This is a genomic window from Bacillus sp. GMa5/1, from assembly GCF_050172015.1.
Lineage (GTDB): Bacteria > Bacillota > Bacilli > Bacillales > Bacillaceae_G > Bacillus_A > Bacillus_A cereus.
In genome coordinates, this window is the sequence record NZ_JBNLYC010000085.1 from 1 (window position 1) to 19,063 (window position 19,063).

Genomic DNA, 19,063 nt, shown 5'->3' on the forward strand with positions numbered 1-19,063 from the left:
TTATGACGTTACGAACAACACATTTAGGGAGGAACGAACAATGAAGAAAAAAGTTATACCTGTTGTTGCATCTGTTTTAGGGGCAAGTCTATTACTAACTGCTTGCGGGGGAAATAAAGATAATGCAAGTGGAGCGAAAGCAAACGATAAAGCACCTGATAAACAGGCAATTAACTTATCATTCGCTTCAGAAATTCCAACAATGGATGTTGCAAAAGCAACGGATGGGGAATCCATGAACGTAATGCGCAATGTTTTTGAAGGGTTATATGCAATGGGAGAAGATAATAAACCGGTTCCTGGTGTCGCTGAGTCGGTTGACATTAGTCCCGATAAAACAAAATATACATTCCATCTGCGTGATTCAAAATGGTCAAACGGTACTCCTGTTACAGCAAAGGACTTTGCCTTCGCTTGGCAACGTGCCGTAAATCCTGATACAGCAGCTGAATACGCATTCTTATTCTTCGATATAAAGAATGCGAAACAAATAAACCAAAAACAATTGCCAATTGATCAACTAGGGGTCAAAGCTGTTGATGACAAAACGTTAGAAGTACAACTAGACCGTCCTGTTCCCTACTTCTTAAGCTTAACGACATTCTCAACATTCTTACCAATTAATGAAGAGTACTTAAAGTCTCAAGGCGATAAATATGGTTTAGAAACAAATCATTTAATTTACAACGGTGCTTTCACATTAGAGAACTGGAAACATGAACAAAGCTTCCAATTGAAGAAAAACCTTAACTATTGGGATGCTAAAACTGTAAAACTAGAAGAAATCAACTTCAATGTCGTTAAAGATAAGTCTACAGAAGTGAACTTATATGATTCAGGACAAATTGATCGTGTTGCTTTAACTGCAGAGTTTGTTGATAAATATAAGAGCGATCCAAACTTCAAAGAACGCGCTGAAGTCGGCATTCAATTCTTACGACTAAATCAGAAAAATGAAACATTAAAAAATCAACATGCACGCCTTGCTATTAACGGCGCAATGAATAAAAAAGCTTACGTAGAAACAATCTTAAATAACGGCGCGGTTCCAGCTGAAGGAATGGTTCCTGCGAAATTCGCAAAGAGCCCAGAAGGCAACGACTTCCGTAAAGAAAATGGAAATCTAGTCAAGGATGATGTGAAAACAGCGAAAGAAAACTGGAAAAAAGCAAAACAAGAACTTGGTACTGACAAAGTAACAATCGAACTATTAACAAGTGACAATGCTTTAGCTAAAAAGACTGGTGAATATTTAAAAGGTGAATTAGAAAAGAACTTAGACGGATTAACAGTGAACTTAAAACCACAACCACGTAAACAACAGCTAAAACTACTATTAAGTGGTGACTATGAAATTGGTATTGACGGCTGGGGCCCTGACTTCGCTGATCCAATTACATTCTTAGATCTATTTACAACAGATAGTGCTTATAACTTCGATAAATACTCTAACAAAGAGTACGATGAGCTAATTCATAAAGTGAAAACAGATTTAGCTGGCGATGAAAAAGCACGCTTTGAAGCAATGAAGCAAGCTGAAAAAATTCTATTACAAGACGGCGCTGTCGCTCCTTTATACCAACAAGGTCGTTCTTACTTACAACGCTCTTTCATTAAAGGACTTGTAACAACTGACTTCGGTGGTGAATTTAACTACAAGTGGACAGAAGTTGCAAAGTAACAAAAGTAAAAGGTATCCCACGAAGGATACCTTTTTACTTTTATACAACTTTAACTACAGAGCTTCCTCTTCCCTTTGCCATTCCTTTTATAGCTAAAATCATACCTGCTACTAATTGTATAACCAATACAATAACTAATAATGAAATAATATTTCTTTCTAAACTAACTCCTCCAAATATTATTGTATAATAGCCATTTCCTGCATATATTGCAGGAAATAATTCACTGATTGTTTGGTATGTTTTAGAAAGCATTTCATGTGGTACAATTACACCCAAACTTACAAGTTGTAACGATAGTGAGATGATATTGAAAATCATACCTGCATCTCCAAAAACAGTTACAACCATTTGTGTTAATGAAAGAAAGGCGAAGAAGACTATTGTCAATAATCCTCTTTTCCTTCTTTTTGCATTGAACCAAAACTCATCATACATATAAACACAAACATCAAATATGTTCTCCACGTCAAAGAAGGTATATGCCCTGACCAAAGATAGCTAACTAAATAATTAACTCCCATAATACAAGACGATATTACTAAACTAATACTTATTAGTTTTACATATTTGAGCATATCTTTTCTCCTTGTTTTTTATTTTTCTACTTCTTCAAATTGTAGATTCACCGGCTCTTCTAAAAGTGTTTCATAAAAGTTCTCTGCCAAATCTGTTGAAGGAATTTTTTCATCTACTTCATCAAATCGAATACTATCTAGCCACACACAACCTTCTCCTGATAATAAAACACCAAATGCAATACCAAGTGCTTCTTCTTTTATATCTAATACAACCGAGTACGATTGCCAGTTATTCGTATTTTTAATGGGGCGATTTTGCATATTATCCATAGCGAGCGGTTCTGTATCTTTTCCATCTACTCGCATCCACAATCCTGCCCAATCTCTTACATTTTCACTCTTAATAAATGCTGTAAAACGTAATCTCTTTCCTACATATTTATCCGCTCGGAACATTTGCATTAATGTTGAAAATCCTCCGTGCGTAACATTCTCTTTTGCTTTTATGTATGCAGATACTTTCCCCTGATGGACAACTTCATAATCTAAACCCATCTCATATTCAGCAGGATGACTTCCACTTAAGATCCATCCTTTCGGTATACCTTTTTGCATTGAAACACCCTCTCTTTCTATATAAAATGACTGAAAGTACTTTCGATATTTCTTTGGTGGCAATTGAAACATTCTTTTAAAAGCTCTCGTAAATGCCTCTTGTGAGGAAAAACCGTATTGCACTGCAATATCAATAACAGCTCTCTCCGTTGACACTAAAACTTGCGCAGCATGAGTTAACCTTCTCTTTCGAATATAATCTGTTACACTCATCCCAACATATCTTTGAAAGATGCGATGAAAATGGTACATCGATACTGCACTGTGAGATGCCACTCTTTCTGTTGTAAGCTCCTCATGTAAGTGATTCTCTATATATTCAATTGATTTTTTTATTATCTCTTTATATTCTTCATGCATTTTAGCCCCTCCTCACAACTTCAATTTACCATATACATACAAATCTTTTTTGATTTAAATTGCGGATTAGCCCTTGCAACTACAGAATAATAATTTATTTTCAACACATACATAATTACATGTTTTTGGGAAAAACTTGTATAGAACGAATTTACATAAGGAGGAATTTATAATGAGAATTCTACTATCAGTTTTATTAGCTCTTATGCTAGTACCTGCATTAACAGGATGTAAAGCTCCTGCAAAAGAAGACACAACTTCTAATAAAAAGACGACTGAAGAAGCAAAAAATGAGGCTCCTGCAGATTTAAAACTAAACTTCAATGAATTCGATTTAAAGGCAGACTACCAAGATACAAAGAAAGACTACGAAGCAGACTATAAAAATGTAGCAGCTGATAAGAAAATGGAAGCAAAAATTGAAGATCATAAAGCAGATGTAAAATTAACAGGAGACGAGGCTATCACAAAATTAAGCCCACTCTTACAAGAATTAAAATTTGATAAAAATACTGCTGACCAAGAAGTAATCGATCAAGTAGTGAACGTGTTCAAACTTGATAAAGACTATCAAAAATTTGATTTAGAAGTTGTCTTCTCTGATGGAACGAAAAAAGAATACAAAAGAGAAATAAAATAAAGAAGTAGGCGGTAGTAAGAAGAAAAAATAACCTTGCACAGGCAAGGTTATTTTTTCGTTTCTGCTTGAAAACGTTTATAGTATGTCGATGCTGTTGCAAAATTAATTTCTATATCACGAATCAACGATGAATCTTCTTCTTTAGCTAACTTCTGTAATTTTTTCATCGCTTGTTCCGATTCATTCAAGAAACCAACATATACTTCATGTTCTTGCTCTTTCGACTTCGGCACACGAATTTCTTTACGTATATGATCAATATCTTCTAACATGCTCGTTGTTACCTTTTGCACATCTTCTTTATATGTAGCAGTCGTTATTTCCTTACCGCCCTTTTCTTTTGCTACTTCAAATAACTGCAGTGCTTTATTAATTTCTTTATTCATTTTCATATCGTATTTTTCATGTACTGCACGGTATTCTTTCATCTCTTCTGTTTGTTCTCTAGATTGCTCTACCTTTTCTTTCGGTTCTTTCGTATCTTTATTTCCATTACATCCTGCTAGAAGGAGCATTCCTCCCATTACGGCAATACCCAAAACCTTCTTCATCTCTTCTTCTCCTTTTATCTACAACTATTACTCATTATAGTTTCTTTTATCTCCACTTGTTATTATACCGAGAACATCCTACTTTTTACACTTAAGACGACACCGTAATATATATACCAACATGTTTGTCACAGTATCGTCACTTTATACAAATAACTTTTGCAATGCTTTACTACATCACCTTACAAAACTGTATGAGGTATTTCAAAGAAATGAAAAAAGAACTGATTCAAACATTCCCTTTGAATCAGTTCTTTTTTGTTAAGCCTCTAGATTTTGTTTTTGTTGCAGTTCAAACTGTTTCTCACTTTTTCTGGCCATAAATAGATAACATAACACTGCTCCTACTTCACAAAGCGCAATAACAATACCCATCGGTAATGCTGTATTACTTCCACCGATACCTACTAGCGGAGCAACAAGAGCTCCTGAAATAAACTGTAATAAACCTAATAAAGCTGATGCTGTTCCTGCAGCTTGTTTCTGATTTCTCATTGCTAATGAGAACCCAGTTGTTGATACAACCCCGACACTTGATACAACAAGGAATAACGAACATAAAACACCAATTAAACCTATTCCTAGTACGATTGTCAGTAGTAAAGATAGGCCACCAACAGCTGCGATAATAATACCCGCAACAAATAATGTCTTCTCATTCACTTTCCCCGCTAAACGACCCGTTACCTGACTAGCAATAATAATACCGATGCCGTTAATCGCAAAGAATAAACTAAATTGCTGTGGTGATGCTCCGTATATGTTCTGCAACACAAATGGTGAGCCCGAAATGTATGCAAACATTGCCGCTGTTACTAATCCTTGTGACAATGCATATCCCATAAACAGACGGTCCTTTAACAATTTTCCGTACGTCGCCAAAGTCCCTGACAAACCACCCGTTTCTCTTTCTTCAGGAGGTAATGTTTCGCGCAATACAAAAGTAGCTGAGATTAACATGAATACGCTAATTGCTCCAAGAACGATGAAAACACCGCGCCACGTTGTAAACTGTAACAATTGACCCCCAATAATCGGTGCCAAAATAGGTGCTGCTCCGTTTACTAACATAAGCAGTGAGAAAAACTTCGTCATTTCAGAACCTGAGTACATATCTCTTACCATCGCACGTGATATAACAATCCCGGCTGATCCTGAAGCTCCTTGTAGGAAGCGCAATAATACTAATGTCCAAATAGATGGCGCAACAGCACAAAGTAAAGAAGAAGCAACATAAATAATAAGAGCAATAATAAGTGGTTTGCGTCTTCCGTAAATATCACTAATTGAGCCAACAAATAATTGCCCTACTGACAACCCAAGCAAACAAGCTGTTAATGTAAGCTGCGCTAGGGATGCACCTGTTTGCAAGTCATCCGTTAACTTCGGTAATGAAGGCAAATACATATCAATAGATAATGGCCCAATCGCCGTAAGTGTCCCTAATACAAGAATCATCCACAACCTGTTTGCCTTTACAGGTTTATATATTTCGTGATTAACTTCATTCACTTTTTCAATTCACCCTTTCCTATACACACTGAATCGTAACAATTATAGTTACATCATAAACATACGTCAAGTACAGCGCATTTTCCTCTTTCATAATGTAAAAAAAGCGATAGAAATTCTATCGCTTTACTTTTTCACATTGCTATTCGTAAATTTAGATACTGAGGCCATCGTCTCTCCCGTATCTAAATATGTAATTTGAATTGAATCTCCTACTTCTGTAAACATAGCATATGGGAATTTCTTCACTGGTATCATAAATACCTTTTGTTCATTCTCTAAAAGTACGTACACGATTGTATTTTCACCTGATTTTTCTTTATATACACGTTGTACAATACCTTCTTTTTGCGCTTCTTTTCCTGTTGAGGTTGGTCTAAATGTATCACGATTACCGCTCATTACGTTTTTATAATTCTCAAGCGCTTCTTTCTGCGAAGAACCTGTCGCAAATATTTTTGCATTAGCAGCATATACAACTGTATGCGCACGTACTAGGCCTCCGTCATCAACAACCGGAATAATCCAAGCTGGTTTACCGTATACGTTATAAATGACAGGCATTGTCCCATGCCATTTCTCTCTCTTAAAGGAATTATCCACTACTTCTGTAGCTGCTGAACCATCCATAATCCCCTTTACTTCTTTTCCATTATAATAATATAGCTTGCCTGTGCGTGCATCTACTAATGAATAGCCTAGAGCTGAATCTACTCCTTCTTTTGGAGAAGTAAAGTCTGTAAAATAATACAGTGTTCCATCTTTACCAAAAATCGGGGTCACGCCTTCTTTCGTTCCCCACTCAGTCGGAATTTTCATATCTGTTTGTGAGAATTTCGTATTCCAAAATCCGTGAATATATTTACCAAAGTACGTATTTAACGTAGATGCAGTCTCATGATTTAATACACCATCAACAAATTTAGGTGCCTTTCCTTTATCATATCTTTTCACTTCACCTGTTTGTGCATCTACTACGACAACACCTTCTACCTCAAATCCAGATCTTCCTGAAATAAATTCACCGTACGTCATTGTATAATATGGTTTTCCTTTATCATCAACCTCAAATTTAGGTTTTCCTTTAAAGATTAAATTTGGTTCTGCTTGCCTTACCACACGCTCTAAATTATTACCAAAAAACATGCTTGGCACATATTTCATTTTATAACCGAGGTGCAGTTTCGCTTCCGCATCAGGATTCGTACCTGACATCGTTACATACCCTGGAATTGTCTCAGCTTTACGTGCTTTAAAAAACCCTGAAACTTCAATCGGCGCTACATATAAAGCTTCGCCGTTTACCATTTGTGGCGTTAATTCTCCTAGCTCAAAATAAGCTACTTTTGGAATATCACCAAATACTTTTTTCATCTTATTCTCCGCTGTCTTTGGCGGCACTGTAAACGGCTGGTCATTTTCAGTAAATGGCTCTGAAATATCTTTCTCTACCTTAACAACAGAATCATATTTCTTTTGCGAGATTACTATATCGTGCAAATAACCAAAGTAGCCGTAACTTGCGAGTAAAATAAACATTAGAAGTCCTTTTAATGTACCTTCTAATTTCCCTATTTGATCTTGTGAAAATAAAACAAGCCCAATTAAAATTGCTACTGCAACAGAATAATGAGTAAGAATCGAATCTACTCGATCATCAATTAGCCAAAAGTATTCATAGATTGCAATACCTATCCAAAATAAAATAGGAATAACTAAAATAGATGATTTCTTACCCTTTACAACCTTCTTATCTCCCTTCTTATCCACTGCTCGAAGCTTACTACTACTTCTTGTCCATGGAATCAAAAACAAAGTAAGAATAGCTAAAACTACAAATTTCATCAAAGGCACTGTCCCCTTTTCTTTTGTATTCCCTTTTAGTATAACAAATAAAGGGTATTAAGGTGAAAATAGGAATAGTTATATTTTTTTACTACTTAATACAATCCCGCTCACTACATATAGAATAGATGCAATATAAAAAATTGTACCAATCGTAAAGAAATCTACTAAATATCCCGTGGCAATAACCGCTACTGCTCCGCCAATGGATGTCCACACATGGTATTTTCCAATCTCATAACCAGCCTTTTCCTGCGCAACCTTTCGTGCTAACGAAGTCTTCTCAGTATTACGCTGCACAGCACCTAAAACGCCCATTACAATTTGAAGAATATACACATGCCAAACTTCCGTGGCAATTGGAAAGCAAAGCATTAAGATTGCCATGGACCAAGCGTATATGATTAATAATTTTTTATCCCCTACTTGATCAGATACCTTTCCCACTAGTGGATATACAAGTGCTGATGTTAAAGCAAATAAGCCATACGCCCAGCCAAATTGCGAGAAGCTATTTCCAACGTTTCGAAGCAATAATATATAAAAAGGAAATACCATACTTCCTGCCATCATGATGATACTTTGCGAAGCCACAAATCTTCTATATGTCATTTCGTATACTCCCTATAAAATAAATTCACAAATCTCTCTTCTGAATCTATTTCCTTCTTTTTCTTGAGAAATTCTTCAATGCGAGGATATGCCCTCTTTAACTGCTCTTTCGTTGGATAAGAATAATACGGCAAATAGTAACTACCATTATGCTTTAAAGTAATATCAATCATCTTTCGAATGACATCCTCTGTTTTCTTTATCTCACTCTCTGAGCGTCCCTGGTTAATCAAAAGAACCAGTGCAAACATATCATCTTTCGCATAGGACAAAACTGCATCTTCATTCTTTTCCACGTAACGAATCGTAATGTTGAGTAAATTAAACTCTTCTTCATTTAATACGTTACGTAAATCATCTATATACTCTGTGAAAGCATCTATAGGCACAAAGTATTCTTGTAACACTTCGGTCCTATTTGGATTTTCATATTCCATAAAAGCACTATCTGATCTCATAACATTATTACGCGTCTCATACTTTCCATCTGTACGTTCAAAATAACCTCTTTGTATATCCCAAAATGTATTCTTTCCCCAATCACTATAACGTGATAACCCAAGCAAAAATTTCGGTGCAGCTATAATATTTTCTTCCTTTAATTCACTGTACTCTTCTCTCATATTTTGATTTTGTGCCAAAGTATAATCTGTCACATACATCTCTTTTAAAAATGAATTTGGAGCAACAGAAATACGCGCTAAGTGCATACGAACATTCTCATCTCTTTTCACTTTCTCTTTGAAATAAGATGCGTATTCTTTATAATCTATCATTCTCGTGTGCATTTCATATAATTCATCATCTGTTAACTTCAGCGTCACATCTAAAATAACTCCAAATAAACCGTAACCCCCAATGACATATGGAAATAACTCTGCATTTTCTTCTCTACTTACATTACGTACCGTGCCATCTGCCATTAACAATCTAAATGAATCTACTGTATCAATCAGTGCCTCATGACGAATATCACGCCCGTGTACATTTACACTTAATGAACCGCCAACAGTAAAAATATTTTGAGACTGCATGACCTGTACCGCGAGGCCATAAGGATTTATTTTCTTCTGAATATCATTCCAGGTGACACCACTTTGAACTGTAATCCGCTTCTTCTCTGGATCAAATTCTAATATTTTATTATATCCTTTCATATCGAGCATCGTGCCATTCGGATAATATGTCTGTCCTCCTTGGCTATGTTGCATGCCTGCAATGGAAATTTTCTCTCCTGAAACTTTTGCATCTCGCACTAATTTTATTAACGAGTGCTCTTCCGTAGCACTTTCAACACGTTTTATTTTTGTCGGAAGCAATTTACCTACATCACTCATAATAGGATGATCAATTTGTTTTTTATACGTATGTACAGACGTTGCAAGCAAAACCGTATATGCGACAATGACCACTGCTATCTTTCTTTTTTTCAAAGGACACTCTCCTTATTAGCAACAAAAAGAGATACCCGTTCTTTCAGGTACCTCTCTTGACAGTGATTACTTTGCTGCTGGCAATTGTATTGGATCAAATTTATCATACGATGTAAACTTTGCATCCGTAATAATGTGCGCTTTATCCTCACCATTGCTACTCATAACCATATCTATCTTTGCTGATTCATATTTAAAATCTTTTGTAATAATATATTCTCCATCTATTTCTTCTATCTTTGCATTTTGGCCTTGTAGCATTTGTTTCTGCTTTTCATCCATACTAGCTAACATACTCTCTGTCTCTTGCCCTTTTAATGCAAACTTCAGCTTATAATTATCTCCACTTTTCTCCATCTTCACTTTATTTAAAATTTCCGATGGAATCTCTAAATTATCTACCATTCCTTGAGTCGCGTTCATTCCGTTAGCATTCAATTGTTCCTCTGGTACAGACATAATTTCACCCGTATTAGGATTTTTTAACTGACCAGCAATTTTGCCACCCACATCATAAACAACAACCTCTGTACCAGAAACATTCATTTCAGAACGAGAATTTTTTTTCTTCGGCTCTAGTTGCATTTTAGCCTTTATTACATTCATCTCTGTTCCTTCAGCCTTTATTCCCACATCATATGTCATCGTTACATTTTCTTCGTTTTTAAAAGCTTCATTCGCTTTATTAAAAACATCCTTCGCTGTTAATTCCTTTTCTTTCTGCACAGCTTCTTTTTTCGGTTCGTCAGTCTTTTTTGTTTTCTCATTACTACACCCTACTCCTAGACCGACTGCAAGTACTAAACTTGAAATTAAAATAAGTTTTTTCATAACGTCCCCTCCTTCCCAAAAATAATATCATCTCTTTTCCTATGAAATCTATATAATTCGTAATATTTATCTTTAAATTTATTTCCTATATAACAACATGTTTGAGAAAAAGTTTAAATATGATGTAAATAATAACAACTCATTTCAGGAGGTCATTATGAAAGCGATTATTTGTACAAAGTACGGACCACCTAATGTTCTCCAGCTTCAAAATGTAGAAAAGCCTAAACCTAAAAAAAATGAAGTATTAGTTAAAATTCACGCAACAAGTGTATCGACTGGAGATTGTAGAATACGTGGCTTTAATAGCCCCCTCTTATTTTGGATTCCTATGCGGATCATATTAGGTTTCAGAAAACCGAGAAAACCTATACTTGGCGTAGAGTTATCCGGTGAAATCGAAGACATTGGAACAGATGTAACACAATTTAAAAAAGGAGATCAAGTTTTTGCATTAACAGAACTAAACCTTGGTGGTTATGCGGAATATACATGCGTGCATGAAAGTGGATTAATAGCATTAAAACCTACCAATGTGACATATGAAGAAGCTGCCGTTATTCCTTTCGGCGGAACTTCAGCATTGCACTTCCTTAGAAAAGGACAGATAAAAAAAGGGCAACGAGTACTTATATACGGCGCCTCTGGGTCAGTAGGGACAGCTGCCATACAACTTGCTAAATACTTCGGGGCGACTGTCACAGCCATTTGTAGTAGTTCGAATTTCGAATTAGTAACAGCTTTAGGGGCAGACAACGTAATTGATTATATGAAAGAAGATTTTACTAAGCAGGGCGAGCACTACGATATTATATTTGATGCAGTTGGAAAATATAAAAAGTCTCTTTGTACAGATGCATTAATGCCTAATGGAAAATATGTATCTGTGAACGGAATGATGGCAAAGGTCAGTAAAGAAGATATGAACCTACTAAAACAACTAGCTGAAACAGGAAAGCTAAAACCTGTTATTGATAGAACTTACCGATTAGAAGAAATTGCTGAAGCTCATATATATGTAGAAAAAGGACATAAAAAGGGGAATGTTTCGATTATCTTAAAATAAAATATATTCAGAAAATATCATTGACAATTCTTTTTGTACGATTTACTATTAGTACCATATTCAAAACTACATACACATACTCTTATCAAGAGTGGCGGAGGGACTGGCCCGATGATGCCCGGCAACCGAGCTTATGACGTATAAGCTAAGGTGCTAATTCCTGCAAAACGAGTTTTCGTTTTGGAAGATAAGAGAGGAATCTATTTCGTCTATTCGGCACCTCTCTTATTTTTGGGAGGTGCTTTTTATTTTGGAACGTATATGAAGGGGGATTTATAGATGAAAAAGGTATTATTAAGCATTGTAAGCGGAGCAGTATTATTATTAGGCGCATGTAGCGTGAGTTCAGATAAAGAGGTAAAAGCATTAGACGAGAAAAAGATTACTGTCGGTGTAACAGGTGGACCACATGAACAAATTTTTGAAAAGGTAAAAGAAGTTGTAGCAAAAGATGGTCTCGAAATTGATATAAAAGTATTTAATGATTATGTAGCGCCAAACGTATCATTAGATGAAAAAAGCCTTGATGTAAATAGTTACCAAACGAAATCGTATTTAGATGTATTTAAAGCTGAACGCAATATGAAATTAGCTGAAGTATTTTCAACAGTAACATTCCCTATGGGCGTATATTCTAAAGATATAAAAGATGTAAAAGACTTAAAAGAGGGCGACGCAATTGCTGTACCAAATGACCCAACGAATGAACTTCGAGCTTTAAAATTATTTGAAAAAGCAGGGGTTTTAAAAGTTGATCCAAAGGCTACAGAAAAAGCGACTGCAAAAGATGTAATTGAAAATCCAAAAAAATTAAAGATTGTCGAATTAGAGGCATCTCAATTACCAACACAACTAAGTGAAGTGAAAGCAGCTGCAATTAACACAAACTTTGCATTAGGTGCAAAATTAAGTCCAGCGAAAGATTCTATCTTCCACGAAGGAAAAGATTCACCATATGTGAACTGGGTCGTTGTTCGTACTGAAAATAAAGATGATGCCGTTGTAAACAAATTAAAGAAAGCTTATCAATCTAAAGAAGTAAAAGAGTTTATCGAGAAAAAATTTGATGGTTCAGTTTTACCATCTTGGTAGGAGCTGACGATAATGATTGAATTAAAAAACATATCCAAAGTATTTACAACAAAAAAAGGGAATGTTGAGGCTCTTAAGTCTACTTCCCTTAAAGTAGAAAAAGGCGAGGTATTTGGAATCATTGGGTATATTGGCGCTGGTAAAAGTACATTGATTCGATGTGTAAATTTATTAGAAAAACCAACGACAGGAAATATCATTGTAAACGAACAAGACTTAACAACGTTATCGACAAAAGAACTAGCAAAATCGAGACAAAAAATCGGAATGATCTTCCAAGGATTCAATTTACTTAAAACTGTTACCGTTTATGAAAATATCGCATTACCGTTACGGCTTGCTGGCATTCCAAAAGCAGAAATTGAAAAAAGAGTAGAAAAGTATTTACGCATTGTCGATCTTTTTAATAGAAAAGATGCGTATCCAAGCGAACTTTCTGGTGGTCAAAAACAGCGTGTTGCAATTGCTCGTGCGCTATCACATGAACCTGAAGTGTTATTAAGTGATGAAGCCACGAGCGCATTAGATCCCGAAACAACCGATTCTATCCTTGATTTGTTATTAAAGATTAACGAAGAAATCGGAATTACGATTTTACTCATTACACATGAAATGAATGTCATCCAGCGTATATGTGACCGCGTTGCTGTTATGGAACATGGATCTGTAGTCGAAAGTGGGACTGTAAAAGATATTTTCACAAACCCACAACATGTAACCACGAAGAAATTTGTAAATAGCGCATTTGCAGCGAAAATTCCAAAAGAGGTACAGAAAGAACTACAAAGTACTGGAGAAATTGTAACACTTTCATTTATTGGCACTACTTCAGGGGAACCTGCCTTAGCCGTTGCCACAAAACGTTTCCAAGTGTATCCGAATATTTTATCCGGTAATATTACGCAGTTAAAACATGAAGCATATGGGAAACTAGTCGTTCATATGCAAGGGGAACAAAATGAAATCCACCGTGCTTTATCATTTTTACAAGAGCAAGGAATCATCGTAGAAGGAGGTAGAACAGATTATGGGAAACAAGTCCTTTTTGGATGAATGGGGTAAAGTCATATGGGAAGCCACAATCCAAACCTTTCAAATGACATCTATCTCATTACTCATCTCGATCCTTATTGCATTACCACTTGGCGTCACACTTGTTTTAACGAGACCTGGTGGGCAGCGTGAAAATAAAATCATCTATCCTATTCTTAATACAATTATTAATATCATTCGCTCTCTTCCATTTATCATTCTATTATTCTTTATTTTACCTTTTACAAAATTTCTAATGGGAACGTCCATTGGCGTGCAAGGTGTTATCGTACCGCTTGTCGTCTTCACAGCCCCTTATATCGCACGTTTAATGGAGACAGCTTTACTAGAAGTCGATCGCGGTGTCATTGAAGCCTACCAAGCGATGGGAGTCTCTACTATAAAAATCATTTGGCACGTCATGGTGAAAGAAGCTCGTCCCTCCCTTGTACTCGGATTAACAATCGCAACGATCGGCTTAATCGGCGCAACAGCAATGGCTGGCCTTGTAGGTGCTGGCGGGCTAGGGGATTTAGCATACCGCTTCGGACATTTACGCTACGAGCCTGAAGTAATGTATGCAACCGTCTTTATTTTAATTATCCTCGTTCAAGGATTACAGTCTTTAGGGAATGGTGTTGCACGAAGATTGAAGAAAGATTAAAAAAGAAGGCATCTCACCCTGGTGAGATGCCTTCTTTTTTATCTTTTAAATCCACCTTCTGAATGAATAACTTGCCCAGTAATCCACTCGGCCTCTTCACTTACTAAAAATTTAATGAGTCTAGCTGCATCCCTTGGCTCACCAATTCTGCCAAAAGGAAACATCGGCTTTAACCCTTGTTTTATCTCTTCAGTCATCCATCCTGTATCGGTTGGTCCTGGATTAATTGCATTCACTGTTATTCCTAAATGAGCTACCTCTGCTGACAACGTACTAGTAAGAGCATCAATAGCTCCCTTCGTTGTCGCATAAGCTAGTTCTCCTGCCATAGGACCTTGAAATTGCCCCGAAGTAATATTAACAATTCTACCACCAGATTTCTTATCAAATCCCCGGGAAAATTGACTACTGAGCAATGTAGTCGCACGAACATTTACCATATAATGCTTATCTAATTCTTCAGCAGTCAACGTAGAGAAATCATTATTCGTAGAATATGCTGCATTATTAATTAATATATGAGGGTACCCTAATTGTTCAGTAACTTTATTTATAAGCTCTTTTGGTGCATCATTCTGAGTTAAATCTAACTCCATACTTGATACTTTAACACCGTTTTTTAGTAACTCTTCTTTTAATTGTATTTGTTCATTTTTATCAACGCCCCAAGGCATCTCTTTATCGTAAGCTGTCCAATACGTAAAAAATATATCGTATCCTGATTCTGCTAATTCTTTACAAATCGCTGCCCCTATACCATCTAGACGACTTACCCCTGTAATAACTGCTACTTTATTTTTTAATTGGTTCATCATATACTCCTCCAAGTTTAAAGGACGCATATTTTATATAAGAGATATAAACTTTCCCACAAAAAAGACAGATACATAAAATAGGCACCTATCCTTATAAAAGGGATGTACAAGCCAAATATGCATTCCTTGAATGATTTACAGATAACTAAACAAACCCTCGCTTATGAGAGCAAAATTTATCTATCTAGTAGTTTCTAATCATTACAAGTTCATCCACATATTGAGTCTTTGTCTCCTTTACATATATCTCTATTCTTAGTTTATCAAAGCAGATAAAATGTTACAAAAAATAAAACAATTATTCACAACCTATCCTTGTTCACATTCTCTCCATTGTGAATCTTTTCACATTGGATATATAATAAACGTGTAAATACAATATTGGAGGGATTTCAATGGTTATCAATTTTTTAAGAACTGATAAACGTGCTACTTTCATATTATTACTTTTACGGCTTTACATAGGATATACATGGTTCGCTGCTGGGATAGGCAAAGTCTTCGGACAATCTTTTGACGCAAGTGGCTTTCTAAAGGGTGCTATTGCTCAAGCATCAGGGGACCACCCTGCAGTACAAAATTGGTGGGCAGATTTCCTTCAACATTTTGTCCTTCCAAACGCAGACCTATTTAGCTTTTTAGTTCAATGGGGAGAAATTTTAGTAGGTCTAGGTTTGATTTTAGGCGGATTAACAAAAACAGCTGCATTTTTCGGAATCATAATGAATCTTTCATTTTTATTAAGCGGAACTGTTAGTGTAAACCCAAACCTGCTTATTTTGACTATGTTCATTTTAGTTGCAGGGCAGAACGCTGGACGTATTGGATTAGATGGCTATGTTTTCCCTAAACTTTTCCGTAAAAACAACCACAGAACATATAAATTAAGTAAAACTGCGTAGTAACAATTTACTTTTAAAATATAAATAAGAAAAAGAGCCTGAATATAGGCTCTTTTTCTTATTTATCCTAATTTAAACTTTTAATGAACCACGAAAACCTCTGGCAGCATAGTAAGAGTCTGCTCCATTGTGGTACACGAAAACATGTCCAAAGCGATAATCGCAAAATAGAGCACCACCAAGCTCTCTAATATCTGAAGGTGTTTGTACCCAACTCGATGATTTCATATCAAAATCTCCAAGTTGTTGTAACTCTCGATATTGTTCTTCCGTTAATAACTCAATACCCATAGCGGCCGCCACATCAATAGCGTTATTTTCTGGTTTATGCTTTTTTCTTGATTCTAACGCTTCAAGATCATAACAAAGACTTCTGCGGCCTTTAGGACTCTCCTTTGAACAATCATAGAAAGTATATTCGTCCTTTTCTTCATCATAACCAATAACATCCGGCTCACCACCAGTTACTTCCATTTCGTTAAGTGACCACAATTTTTCATTATTAGTAGTTAGCTTCGCTTCAACTTTAGCCCATTCAAGACCTTCATGGCGGTTCATGTTTTTCTCAAAACGAGCTTGCAATACTTTCAATAACTCTTCACGTTTTTCTACTAGTAAGTCATTTTTATTTCCTGTCATATTAGTCCTCCCTGATGTATGTACTGATAGTAGTTTAAGTATATATTTTATAATAAATCATCTCAATATGAAGACCGTTTCAATCATATGTCTTGTACAAACATCTATTACAAAGTCCTAAAACCCTCCATACTCTCTTCAAGCATATAGTGTGAAAACCACATCAAGTTCTGCTTCATAATAGCCACATGAACTCCTGGTTGGTCAGAACTATATGCCATTCCTTTAAATATAATTAATTCTGTATCAACTTCCATATCCATTAATCCTTGATATAGATCATATGCATTTGTAATCGGAATTCTTGCATCCTTTTCCCCATGTTGAATTAAGGTAGGCGTACAAGCTGATTTAATATACGTCATAGGTGATGTCTTCGTATATATATCTGGATCATTCCATGGAGTATTTCCTAAATACATTCTAATAAAGTAAGGTATATCTGTATTTACATAATGGGTACTCCAGTTAGTTATTCCACCGCCAACTGAAATAGCTTTAAACCTGCTACTAAATGTAGAACAAAAAGCTGATACATATCCACCGTTGCTCCATCCCATAACTCCTACTCTATCTTTATCTACTATCCCTTGATCAACTAGTTTATCAACTCCTGATATAACATCGTCGTAGTCAGCAATCCCCTGTTTTCTATAGTTAGCTTTTAAAAATTCATTACCATAACCTGAACTTCCTCTGTAATTTGGCTCTAAAACGATAAAGCCTTTTTCAACAAACTGTTCAATCGGATATTTCTCATTGAAGCAGTCTGAAAATATCGGAAAAGATGCCCAAGCCGGACCACCGTGAATTACTACTAATAAAGGATATTTTTTATTAGTGTCAAACTCTACTGGCGTTGATAAAACACCTTCTATTTCAAGACCATCACTACTTTTCCATGAGATGATTTCCCTGTTACTTTTAAGTTTCCCTTTGAAAAAGCTATTTTCATCCGTTATTTTTTTATCGTCTAAATAGATTTCAAAGGTTTCATTTGTTATAGCCTTATTATAGGTTATATGATTTCCATCCTTTGTTATAGAGGCATCCATTATAAAGCCATCTATCTTGTCGCTTAATGCTTCCACAGTGCCATCTTCAGCTAGTAATCCAATACGATAATTCGTTTTATCCTGCCATCTAATTAAAATTCCTTTAGCTGTCCACTGTAATGGCATAACTGTACTATCAAAGTTTGTTAGAGGCTGAATTACCTCTCCAGTATTCATATCATATATCTCTAACGTACTATCTTGTATATGGTTTCTATAGTAATCCTTCTCTCTTATGCTTGCTGTGTAACATATTTTACTGCCGTCAGGAGAAAAGCAAACACTCCCTCCCAACAACTTATCCACATTCAGCTTTTGTAGCTCTCCAGCTTTAATATGGAGTATGTATAGATCTCCATTTATATAATCTGCCATATTTGAGCTTGGTGTCGTTATAAATACAACCTTTTTACTATCATTTGAAATATCAAATTCATGGATATGAAAGTCCTTACCATCCGTTAATTGATAAACAACTCTGTTCTCGTGTTCATCTGTATCACTTTGTATCACCTTTTCTATTTCAATGTAATATAAACAATTATTCTGGTGTTCCTTACCTATATGTTGAAAATCTCCATATAGGTCCTTACGTTTCTTTATCTCTTCACATTCTTTTGACTGCGTAACATAATAAAGACCCTTGCCAGTAGGACCCCATTTGAATGTACTGACTCCTTCTTTCTCATCAGTAATTTGAACCTCTCTATAATCATCTAGTGACTTAACAAATATCTGATTTTCCCCATCACCAACTGGACTAAGATATGCGATACACCTAGCATCTGGAGACCATAATGGGTGTGTACTATCTATATCACCATTTGATAATGGGTAACTCTGCTTCTTATCTTTTTCATATATCCATACATGATTCCTATATATATTGTCTTTCCAATCAGCCATCTTCTTAACAAATGCTACGTTTTTACCATCATCACTTATGTTTGTACTTGATACGGTTGGTAATGAAATAATCTCTTCTATACTTAAATATGTTTTTGCTTTCACTTTCATATAATAAGCCCCCTTGTAATGTCCATGAATCTACCGTCTCTTCTTGTCGTAATAAAGGAAATTGTTCACGGATACTTAAAATAGTAACGGAAAATTCAGATAAATAAAAGTGAATCCGATAAAGTAAAACTTTAATCTATAGAGTTCTATCCACTTACCAATTCTAGATGTTCTTTTTC

At 35.6% G+C, this 19,063-nt stretch carries 19 protein-coding genes and 1 riboswitch; of the genes, 7 read left to right on the top strand and 12 right to left on the bottom strand.

The features are described 5' to 3' along the window. Positions 1–40 precede the first annotated feature (40 nt). Positions 41–1,681, top strand: a complete 1,641-nt coding sequence (locus ACQGSG_RS18385; protein WP_023520842.1) for a peptide ABC transporter substrate-binding protein — start codon at positions 41–43, stop codon at positions 1,679–1,681. Positions 1,682–1,721: 40 nt separating this feature from the next. Here the strand turns inward: ACQGSG_RS18385 and ACQGSG_RS18390 are convergent, their stop codons facing one another. From ACQGSG_RS18390 to ACQGSG_RS18400, 3 genes are read right to left on the bottom strand one after another with little or no spacing between them, the layout of a single operon-like run. Continuing rightward, positions 1,722–2,072, bottom strand: a complete 351-nt coding sequence (locus ACQGSG_RS18390) for a hypothetical protein (RefSeq protein ID WP_000156942.1) — start codon at positions 2,070–2,072, stop codon at positions 1,722–1,724. Then, a complete protein-coding gene (locus tag ACQGSG_RS18395; protein WP_000922552.1) occupies positions 2,069–2,260 on the bottom strand; it encodes a hypothetical protein in 192 nt (63 codons plus the stop codon). The genes ACQGSG_RS18390 and ACQGSG_RS18395 overlap by 4 nt, the downstream gene beginning before the upstream one ends. Before the next feature lie 18 nt (positions 2,261–2,278). Next, positions 2,279–3,178: a helix-turn-helix transcriptional regulator gene (locus tag ACQGSG_RS18400; protein WP_000544203.1), complete on the bottom strand. Its 900-nt coding sequence runs from the start codon at positions 3,176–3,178 to the stop codon at positions 2,279–2,281. 172 nt (positions 3,179–3,350) lie between these two features. Between ACQGSG_RS18400 and ACQGSG_RS18405 the strand changes: the two genes are divergently transcribed. Next, positions 3,351–3,818, top strand: coding sequence for a YusW family protein (locus ACQGSG_RS18405; protein ID WP_001221553.1), 468 nt, complete (start codon positions 3,351–3,353; stop codon positions 3,816–3,818). A 47-nt stretch (positions 3,819–3,865) separates the two neighbouring features. On the opposite strand, the gene ACQGSG_RS18410 is transcribed toward ACQGSG_RS18405, so the two are convergent. The 6 genes from ACQGSG_RS18410 to ACQGSG_RS18435 all read right to left on the bottom strand — a co-directional run bounded on the left by ACQGSG_RS18410 (position 3,866) and on the right by ACQGSG_RS18435 (position 10,602). Then, positions 3,866–4,369, bottom strand: a complete 504-nt coding sequence (locus tag ACQGSG_RS18410) for a hypothetical protein (protein WP_070183495.1) — start codon at positions 4,367–4,369, stop codon at positions 3,866–3,868. 261 nt (positions 4,370–4,630) lie between these two features. Then, entirely contained in the window at positions 4,631–5,890 is a 1,260-nt protein-coding gene (locus ACQGSG_RS18415; protein WP_325842688.1) for a multidrug effflux MFS transporter, read from the bottom strand. A 117-nt stretch (positions 5,891–6,007) separates the two neighbouring features. Then, the gene (locus ACQGSG_RS18420) at positions 6,008–7,726 is read right to left on the bottom strand and encodes a DUF3981 domain-containing protein (RefSeq protein ID WP_098605809.1); all 1,719 of its coding nucleotides are present in this window, start codon (positions 7,724–7,726) and stop codon (positions 6,008–6,010) included. Between the two features lie 78 nt (positions 7,727–7,804). Beyond that, the gene (locus ACQGSG_RS18425; protein WP_000222367.1) at positions 7,805–8,338 is read right to left on the bottom strand and encodes an MFS transporter; all 534 of its coding nucleotides are present in this window, start codon (positions 8,336–8,338) and stop codon (positions 7,805–7,807) included. Next, positions 8,335–9,771: an FAD-binding oxidoreductase gene (locus tag ACQGSG_RS18430; RefSeq protein ID WP_070183493.1), complete on the bottom strand. Its 1,437-nt coding sequence runs from the start codon at positions 9,769–9,771 to the stop codon at positions 8,335–8,337. Before ACQGSG_RS18430 ends, ACQGSG_RS18425 begins: the two co-directional genes overlap by 4 nt. Positions 9,772–9,837: 66 nt before the next feature. Further along, positions 9,838–10,602: a DUF6612 family protein gene (locus ACQGSG_RS18435; protein ID WP_000733612.1), complete on the bottom strand. Its 765-nt coding sequence runs from the start codon at positions 10,600–10,602 to the stop codon at positions 9,838–9,840. A 157-nt stretch (positions 10,603–10,759) separates the two neighbouring features. Here ACQGSG_RS18435 and ACQGSG_RS18440 point away from each other — a divergent pair, with 157 nt between their 5' ends. The 4 genes from ACQGSG_RS18440 (at position 10,760) to ACQGSG_RS18455 (ending at position 14,456) form a co-directional block, all read left to right on the top strand. After that, positions 10,760–11,668 (top strand): NAD(P)-dependent alcohol dehydrogenase, encoded by a 909-nt coding sequence (locus tag ACQGSG_RS18440; RefSeq protein WP_000643865.1) that lies wholly within the window; start codon positions 10,760–10,762, stop codon positions 11,666–11,668. 79 nt (positions 11,669–11,747) lie between these two features. Continuing rightward, positions 11,748–11,862, top strand: a riboswitch (SAM riboswitch). 85 nt (positions 11,863–11,947) lie between these two features. Next, positions 11,948–12,760: a MetQ/NlpA family ABC transporter substrate-binding protein gene (locus tag ACQGSG_RS18445; RefSeq protein WP_076775300.1), complete on the top strand. Its 813-nt coding sequence runs from the start codon at positions 11,948–11,950 to the stop codon at positions 12,758–12,760. 12 nt (positions 12,761–12,772) lie between these two features. Further along, positions 12,773–13,813, top strand: a complete 1,041-nt coding sequence (locus ACQGSG_RS18450; protein WP_325842680.1) for an ATP-binding cassette domain-containing protein — start codon at positions 12,773–12,775, stop codon at positions 13,811–13,813. Further along, entirely contained in the window at positions 13,788–14,456 is a 669-nt protein-coding gene (locus ACQGSG_RS18455) for a methionine ABC transporter permease (RefSeq protein WP_000527151.1), read from the top strand. Before ACQGSG_RS18450 ends, ACQGSG_RS18455 begins: the two co-directional genes overlap by 26 nt. A gap of 38 nt (positions 14,457–14,494) precedes the next feature. On the opposite strand, the gene ACQGSG_RS18460 is transcribed toward ACQGSG_RS18455, so the two are convergent. Continuing rightward, positions 14,495–15,271, bottom strand: a complete 777-nt coding sequence (locus ACQGSG_RS18460) for an SDR family oxidoreductase (RefSeq protein ID WP_002098920.1) — start codon at positions 15,269–15,271, stop codon at positions 14,495–14,497. Between the two features lie 395 nt (positions 15,272–15,666). Between ACQGSG_RS18460 and ACQGSG_RS18465 the strand changes: the two genes are divergently transcribed. Next, positions 15,667–16,173, top strand: a complete 507-nt coding sequence (locus ACQGSG_RS18465; protein WP_325842679.1) for a DoxX family protein — start codon at positions 15,667–15,669, stop codon at positions 16,171–16,173. A 72-nt stretch (positions 16,174–16,245) separates the two neighbouring features. On the opposite strand, the gene ACQGSG_RS18470 is transcribed toward ACQGSG_RS18465, so the two are convergent. Beyond that, positions 16,246–16,812 carry a DUF4256 domain-containing protein gene (locus tag ACQGSG_RS18470; RefSeq protein WP_000147390.1) on the bottom strand — a complete coding sequence of 189 codons (567 nt, stop codon included), beginning with the start codon at positions 16,810–16,812 and terminating at the stop codon, positions 16,246–16,248. Positions 16,813–16,919: 107 nt separating this feature from the next. Further along, a complete protein-coding gene (locus tag ACQGSG_RS18475) occupies positions 16,920–18,884 on the bottom strand; it encodes a S9 family peptidase (RefSeq protein WP_097998592.1) in 1,965 nt (654 codons plus the stop codon). Positions 18,885–19,063: the final 179 nt, after the last annotated feature.

Coding starts and splice junctions, on each gene's coding strand:
- ACQGSG_RS18440 (WP_000643865.1), top strand. CDS start 10,760: ATGAAAGCGATTATTTGTACAAAGTACGGACCACCTAATGTTCTCCAG.
- ACQGSG_RS18400 (WP_000544203.1), bottom strand. CDS start 3,178: ATGCATGAAGAATATAAAGAGATAATAAAAAAATCAATTGAATATATA.
- ACQGSG_RS18395 (WP_000922552.1), bottom strand. CDS start 2,260: ATGCTCAAATATGTAAAACTAATAAGTATTAGTTTAGTAATATCGTCT.
- ACQGSG_RS18460 (WP_002098920.1), bottom strand. CDS start 15,271: ATGATGAACCAATTAAAAAATAAAGTAGCAGTTATTACAGGGGTAAGT.
- ACQGSG_RS18455 (WP_000527151.1), top strand. CDS start 13,788: ATGGGAAACAAGTCCTTTTTGGATGAATGGGGTAAAGTCATATGGGAA.
- ACQGSG_RS18445 (WP_076775300.1), top strand. CDS start 11,948: ATGAAAAAGGTATTATTAAGCATTGTAAGCGGAGCAGTATTATTATTA.
- ACQGSG_RS18420 (WP_098605809.1), bottom strand. CDS start 7,726: ATGAAATTTGTAGTTTTAGCTATTCTTACTTTGTTTTTGATTCCATGG.
- ACQGSG_RS18405 (WP_001221553.1), top strand. CDS start 3,351: ATGAGAATTCTACTATCAGTTTTATTAGCTCTTATGCTAGTACCTGCA.
- ACQGSG_RS18465 (WP_325842679.1), top strand. CDS start 15,667: ATGGTTATCAATTTTTTAAGAACTGATAAACGTGCTACTTTCATATTA.
- ACQGSG_RS18475 (WP_097998592.1), bottom strand. CDS start 18,884: ATGAAAGTGAAAGCAAAAACATATTTAAGTATAGAAGAGATTATTTCA.
- ACQGSG_RS18435 (WP_000733612.1), bottom strand. CDS start 10,602: ATGAAAAAACTTATTTTAATTTCAAGTTTAGTACTTGCAGTCGGTCTA.
- ACQGSG_RS18410 (WP_070183495.1), bottom strand. CDS start 4,369: ATGAAGAAGGTTTTGGGTATTGCCGTAATGGGAGGAATGCTCCTTCTA.
- ACQGSG_RS18470 (WP_000147390.1), bottom strand. CDS start 16,812: ATGACAGGAAATAAAAATGACTTACTAGTAGAAAAACGTGAAGAGTTA.
- ACQGSG_RS18385 (WP_023520842.1), top strand. CDS start 41: ATGAAGAAAAAAGTTATACCTGTTGTTGCATCTGTTTTAGGGGCAAGT.
- ACQGSG_RS18425 (WP_000222367.1), bottom strand. CDS start 8,338: ATGACATATAGAAGATTTGTGGCTTCGCAAAGTATCATCATGATGGCA.
- ACQGSG_RS18450 (WP_325842680.1), top strand. CDS start 12,773: ATGATTGAATTAAAAAACATATCCAAAGTATTTACAACAAAAAAAGGG.